Origin of the sequence: Microbispora sp. NPDC049633 (genome assembly GCF_040675265.1) — a bacterium.
Classification (GTDB): Bacteria; Actinomycetota; Actinomycetes; order Streptosporangiales; family Streptosporangiaceae; genus Microbispora; species Microbispora maris.
Genome location: NZ_JBFAOO010000307.1, coordinates 1 through 6,009 on the forward strand (window position 1 = coordinate 1; position 6,009 = coordinate 6,009).

Annotated in this window: 7 protein-coding genes and 1 pseudogene; 7 read left to right on the forward strand and 1 reads right to left on the reverse strand. The window is 72.9% G+C overall.

Annotated features, from left to right (window positions below; all coding sequences use genetic code 11):
- From AB0J39_RS37600 to AB0J39_RS37625, 6 genes and pseudogenes are all read left to right on the forward strand, one after another.
- Nucleotides 1–413 (forward strand): serine hydrolase (locus AB0J39_RS37600; RefSeq protein WP_363473692.1); only part of this gene is annotated, 413 nt, incomplete at its 5' end.
- Between the two features lie 82 nt (nucleotides 414–495).
- Nucleotides 496–1,473, forward strand: coding sequence for an L-threonylcarbamoyladenylate synthase (locus AB0J39_RS37605; RefSeq protein ID WP_363473694.1), 978 nt, complete (start codon nucleotides 496–498; stop codon nucleotides 1,471–1,473).
- Between the two features lie 42 nt (nucleotides 1,474–1,515).
- Nucleotides 1,516–2,427, forward strand: coding sequence for a LysR family transcriptional regulator (locus tag AB0J39_RS37610; protein WP_363473696.1), 912 nt, complete (start codon nucleotides 1,516–1,518; stop codon nucleotides 2,425–2,427).
- A 9-nt stretch (nucleotides 2,428–2,436) separates the two neighbouring features.
- A pseudogene (locus AB0J39_RS37615) lies at nucleotides 2,437–2,658 on the forward strand (FAD-dependent oxidoreductase); the annotation flags it as partial.
- Nucleotides 2,659–2,678: 20 nt separating this feature from the next.
- A complete protein-coding gene (locus AB0J39_RS37620) occupies nucleotides 2,679–2,879 on the forward strand; it encodes a hypothetical protein (RefSeq protein WP_363473703.1) in 201 nt (66 codons plus the stop codon).
- A 144-nt stretch (nucleotides 2,880–3,023) separates the two neighbouring features.
- Nucleotides 3,024–4,175, forward strand: coding sequence for a hypothetical protein (locus tag AB0J39_RS37625; protein WP_363473698.1), 1,152 nt, complete (start codon nucleotides 3,024–3,026; stop codon nucleotides 4,173–4,175).
- Between the two features lie 55 nt (nucleotides 4,176–4,230).
- Here AB0J39_RS37625 and AB0J39_RS37630 read toward each other — a convergent pair whose 3' ends face one another.
- On the reverse strand, nucleotides 4,231–4,698 hold the full coding sequence (locus AB0J39_RS37630; protein WP_363473700.1) for an SPW repeat protein: 468 nt from the start codon (nucleotides 4,696–4,698) through the stop codon (nucleotides 4,231–4,233).
- A gap of 230 nt (nucleotides 4,699–4,928) precedes the next feature.
- Between AB0J39_RS37630 and AB0J39_RS37635 the strand changes: the two genes are divergently transcribed.
- A complete protein-coding gene (locus AB0J39_RS37635) occupies nucleotides 4,929–5,834 on the forward strand; it encodes a DMT family transporter (RefSeq protein ID WP_363473701.1) in 906 nt (301 codons plus the stop codon).
- Nucleotides 5,835–6,009 lie beyond the last annotated feature (175 nt).

A 6,009-nucleotide genomic window follows, 5' to 3' on the forward strand; every position in this document is an offset into this window, starting at 1 on the left:
TCCCGGTCCACCCGCCGGCCTTCGCCACCGGGACGGCGCGCGAGCTGGCCGGTCTCATGCGGTCCCTGGCGCACGGCCGCGAGCCGTGGCGGCGGCTGCTGGTCGGCTGGATGGCGCACAACACCGACCGCGCGCTGGTGCCCGCGCTGCTCCCGCACGAGCCCGAGGACCGCGACCCGCCGGTGGCCCTGCCGTACGCCGCCGGGGTCTGGGTGGCGAACAAGACCGGCACCGACGCCGGCACCCGGGCCGACGTGGGCGTCATGGCCGGGAGGCGGTGGGAGGGCTACGCCGTGCTCGCGCACGGGCCGGTGGGCCGCGAGCACGCCCTGGTGCGGGCGATCCGGCAGGCGGGCCTCGCCATCGCGCAAAGCGTCCTGCCCAACGCGGACGACCGGGTGCACCGGCCGTAGCCGCGCCGTGCCGTGGTCTCGTCTTGTACCGCCGTCCAGCCCGGGGAACGCGCCGAGGGGGAACAGTGAGAGGATTGCGAGGGTGACGGCAGGAACCAGTGACATCGAGAAGGCGGCCAGTGTGCTGCGCACCGGAGGCCTGGTGGCCTTCCCCACCGAAACCGTCTACGGTCTGGGCGCCGACGCCGAGAACGCCGCCGCCGTCGCGCGGGTCTTCCAGGTCAAGGGGCGCCCGCCCACTCACCCGCTGATCGTCCACCTCGCGGCCGCGGAGCATCTGGGCGACTGGGCCGAGGACGTGCCCGCGACGGCGCGCCTGCTGGCCGAACACTTCTGGCCGGGGCCGCTCACTTTGGTCCTGCGGCGCGGCCGCAGGGTGTCCCTAGAGGCGACGGGCGGCTTGGAGACGGTGGCCGTGCGCGTGCCCGGCCACCCCGTCGCGCTCGCGCTGCTGTCGGCCTTCGGGGGCGGGGTCGCGGCCCCGTCCGCCAACCGCTTCGGGTCGGTCAGCCCCACGACGGCGGACCACGTCCGTGCGGAGCTCGGCGACGCCGTCGACTTCGTGCTGGACGGCGGCCCCTGCGAGGTCGGCGTCGAGTCGACCATCGTCGACGCCACGGGCGACACCCTGAGTGTCCTTCGCCCGGGCGGGGTGACGCGCGAGGACCTCGAAGCGGTGCTGGGGTTCCCGCTCGCGGTCCACTCGACGAGCCGTGTGCGGGTGCCGGGCCAGCATCCGTCGCACTACGCGCCGCGTGCGCGGGTCGTCCTCGTCGAACCCGAGAAGGTCGTCGCCGAAGCGGAGCTCGCGCAGGAGCTGGGGCATCGGGTGGGCGTCTTCCTTCCCCCCGCCTTGGCCGGCGCCCCGGTGAAGGCGCACGCCGTGGTGGCGGTCCCCGATTCGGCGGCCGCCTACGCCCGCGGGCTGTACGGGTTCCTGCGGGAGCTCGACCAGCGGGGGTGCGACCTCATCGTCGCCTCCTTGCCGCAGGAGCAGGGGCTGGGACTCGCGATCGCCAACCGGCTCCGCCGCGCCGCGGGACCCCGGCCCTCCGACTGACCCGGGCCGTCATCACTTCTGACCAGGCCCGATACTGGGGGAATGCTCAGCAGCCACCGCCTCAAGGTGCTCCTGGAGGTCTTCAGGACCGGGAGCATCGCCGGAGCCGCCAAGTCCCTGCGGCTGTCGCCCTCGGCCGTCTCCCACCAGCTCGCCCGGCTGGAGGAGGAGGCGGGGGTCGGGCTGGTGGAGCGGGCCGCGCACAGCCTGCGGCTGACCGCGGCGGGCCACCGCCTGGCCGGGCGGGCCCAAGAGGTGCTCGACCTCATCGAGTCCGCCGAGAAGGACCTGCTCGCGCAGGCGCGGGCGGACGCCGGGCAGTTGCGGATCGGGTTCTTCGCCTCGGCCGGTTACCGGCTGCTGCCGATGGCGCTGTCGTCCTTCACGGCGCGCCATCCGGGGGTCGTGCTCGACCTGGTGCTCGGGCAGCCGCACGAGCTGCTGACCGACGTGGAACGCGGCGAGCTGGACGTGCTGGTCGTGTTCGAGCACGCGCTGGACCCCTGGAAGGCGCCGAAGGGCGTGGAGGTCGTCCACCTGTTCGACGAGCCGCAGCTTCTCGTGATGCCGGTCGGCCACCCGGTGGGACACCGACCCCGCGTTCGGCTGACCGACCTGGCCGACGAGCCGTGGATCACCACGTTCGGCACCGAGACCCCGGTGTCGGTGCTGGAGCGGGCCAGCGCCCTGGAGGGGTTCACGCCCACCATCCGCTGCCGCAGCGACCACTACGAGGTGACGCTCGGCCTGGTCCGGGCCGGGCTCGGCGTGGCCCTCGTGCCGAGCCTCGGCGTGCAGGGCGCGGCGGGCATCCAGGTCTGCCAGGTGGAAGGGCAGAAGCTCTACAGGCGGGTCGGCGCCGCCCTCCGCCCGACCAACCCCAACCCCGCCCTGCGCGCGTTCGTCGACTACCTCAGAGACGCCTCGGCCCGGCTCAGCGTCACCATTCGGTAGGGTCGCGCCATGCGGTGCACGGTGGTCGGAGCAGGCGCGTGGGGCCTGTCCGCCGCGGCCGAGCCGACCGCGCGGGGCCACCGGGTCACGCTCGTGGAACGCCACGGGATCGGCAACCCGCTGTCCTCCTCCCGCGGGCCGACGCGGCTGTGGCGCCTGGCCGACCCCGACCCGCTGAAGGTCCGGCTGTCCCTGCGTGCCCGGGACGCCATGCGGCGGCTGGAGCGCCTGACGGCGACGACGCTGCACCTGTGGCGGGACGGGGCTGCGGCGACAGCGGCGAGGGCTTCAAGTACGCCCCGCTCGTCGGCGACGTGCTCGCCGGCCTCGCCGAGGGGCGGCCGCCGGACGGCGAAATTCCGGCCTTCTCACTGGCGCGCCTGCGCGCGGTTCCGGACGATCCCGGCAGGGCTCCGACCGCCCTCGGGCGGCCGTCCATGCTGACTGAATGATCACCTGGACGGCGGACGCGGTGTCCGCCCCGGGGCGGACGACAGCCGTACATGATCGTTCATACGGTCCACCGGTCGCCGGAGCGCGCGGTCCGGGGGAACCCCCGAGGGCCGCCGCTCCTTGTCACGAGACCGAGGAGCATCTTGAACAAACGCCTGTCACTCGCCGCCTGCGCCGTCGCACTCGCCCTCACCCCGCTGGTCCCCGGCACGGCGGCGGCCGGGGACACCTCCCCCTGGGCCTCCGACACCCTGGCCGGCACCTCCGCCGAGGCCCTCGCGGTCGCCGGCTACTGGAGCGCCGGCGGCGGCGCCGCCCTGCGCAGGGCCACGCCCTTCCAGCCCGAGAACCTCCGGCCGCCGTTCGCCATGCAGCCGCCCGTGCGTCCCACGGGGGAACAGGGATCGGTCGCCCCCGGGCACGAGCTCGGTTATGAGCCGCCCGCCGAGGATCCGCAGGGCGTCGTGCTGCCCAAGACGGTCGGCAAGGTCTTCTTCGTCGACGGCCAGGGCCGGGAACGCTGGTGCTCGGCCACCTCGATCGAGTCGGCACACCGCAACGTGGTCGCCACCGCCGCCCACTGCGTGTACGACCCCGCCGTCACCGGCGAGGTCATGGACAAGTGGGTCTTCGTCCCCGGCTATTACCAGGGCAAGAGCCCCTACGGGATCTACGTGGGCGAGCGGGTCTGGACGCACCGCGACTTCGACGCGTCCGAGGACTACGACTTCGACTACGCCTTCGCCAACGTCCACAACGGCGTGCGGCTGTCTTCGATCACGCAGGTCACGCAGGCGGAGTACGACGCCCACACCGGTGCGAAGTGGATCCAGGACGGTGTGCTCTACACGGCAACCGCCCAGGACACCGGCCGTCTCGGCGACCAGGTCGGCGGCCAGGGCCTGATCTACAACAGACGGCCCGACTACATGGTCTATGCCTTCGGCTACCCCGCGAGCCCTCATCCCGACGGCAACTCCCCCTTCACGGGGGTCACGATGCATTGGAGCTACGGGCGCGTCGAGCGCCGGTACGTCTCGACGAACCCGGCGGCCAACAGCGCGGACAACCACGTCGGAATCAAGAGCAGCCTCACACCGGGGGCCGACGGCGCGCCGATGCTGGCGTCGTACGGCAACCGCGAGCGTCTCGGCTATGTCAGCGGCCTGGTCAGCTATTTCGTCGACTACGACTCGAACGGCCGATACGACCAGATCACCTCGGCGTACTTCGACGGCGAGACCGGCGCGGTCTACCGTGAGGCCGCCCAGGTGGCGACCGGCCCTGTGGGTTGAGAACGCCGAGAACACGGCGCCCGGCCCGCCTGCCGCGGGCCGGGCGCCGGTTCCGTCACCAGTCGCCCAGTCTGCGCGCGCTCCGCTCGCCCCGCTCATGCCGGCGGAACGCCTGTGCCATCGCCAGGGCCGCGGCTCCCAGCGCAAGGGTCACGATGCCGATCGCCACGTTGTTCCAGATGGTCGTCGCCGTGGCCTCACGACCCGCGCGCACCACGAACGGCGAGACGATCGCCCACACGCCGAGCAGCGGGAGCAGCCACCCCAGTCCGTACGTGCGGCCGTAGGCGGCCGCGAGCCCGAGAGCGAGGGCGGAGATCACGAGGCCGGTGACGAGATTGCTGACGGTCAGGCCGCGAAGTCCGAAGAATCCGACGATCCACGGCGAGAGGGCCAGGTAAAGACCGGCCAGGAAGGCCAACCCCTCCAACACCTGGGCGGGGGCCGTCGAGCCCGCCCGATCGTACGTCTGTCGCAGTTCGCTGACGTCAGGATGACGCTCGAGGCCGGTGGGTCCAACCATGTCTGGTTCCGCCTTTCCTGCTGCGTGCGTTTGTGCAAACGGCCATACCCCTAAAAATCCCGGAATTCTCGATTTTTATTAATATTCGCGCCTTTCTTTGGTATTAACTGAATAAAAAGGGTTCGGAGTGCTCACGGCGACATGCGGCGGCCATCGCCGGGGAGGGTAATGACAGGGCCTCGACCAGAGGGCCCGCGACGACGAGAAGCCTGAGACGGGGCGCTGGGCTCATGATCGCTGTTGTCCTGGCGGTGCTCGCCGCGGCGGCCAACGCCGTCGCGTCCGTGCTGCAGCGCCGGGCCGCCCGCGCCGCCCCCGCCGCCGAGGCGTTCCGGCCCGGCCTGATCTGGGACCTCGTGCGGCGGCCCGCCTGGCTGGGCGGCATCGCCGCGCTCATCGCCGGTTTCCTGCTGCAGGCGGCCGCCCTGACGAGCGGGGGGCTCGCACTCGTCCAGCCCCTGCTCGTCGCGGAACTGCCGATCACGATGCTGGTGGCCGGCTGGATGTTCCGGGTCCGCGTCGATCCCAAGACCTGGCTGGCCGTCGGCTCGCTGACAGCCGGCCTGGCCGGGTTCCTCGCGGCGGCCTCGCCCACCCCCGGCCACCGCCTTCCCGGCCTGCTGACCTGGGTGGTCTCGGCGGGCGTGACCATCGGGCTCCTCGCCTGCTGCGTGGCCGCCGCGATCGCCCTCGGCGGGGCGGCCCGCGCGGTGCTGCTCGGGATGGCCGCCGGGCTGGGGTTCGCCTACACCGCCGTCCTCATGAAGCGCACGGTGGACGAGCTGCCGGCCGGCGCGCGGACGCTCGCCGGCTCCTGGTCGCTCTGGGCCATGGTGGCCGCCGGGCTATGCAGCCTGTTCCTGCTGCAGAACGCCCTGCACAGCGGTCCGCTGGTCGCCGTGCAGCCCGCGCTGACCGTGACCGACCCCGTGGCGAGCACGGCGTACGGCGTGGCGATGTTCGGCGAGGACATCCGCACGGGCCCGTGGGTGGTGCCCGAACTGACGGGCATGGCCCTCATCCTGTACGGCAGCGTGCTGCTGTCGCGGTACGCGCCGCTCAGGAAGCAGGCTCACATGCTCGGGACTCGGCGGCGAGGCCGGGGAGAAGAAGGGACTCGGCCGGCGCCGCGGTGAACAGGGCGGCCGCCCGCGCGGTGAGCGCGGCCCGTCCGGGCAGGCCGGGCTGGAGCCGGTCGAGCGTCCGCAGCAGGTCCGCGCGGCGGCGCACGTGGAGGCCACGATCACGGCGTCCGCCCTCGCGACGGGTTCTCCCTCGCTGATCACCGTCACTCCGGCGGGGCCGGGCTCC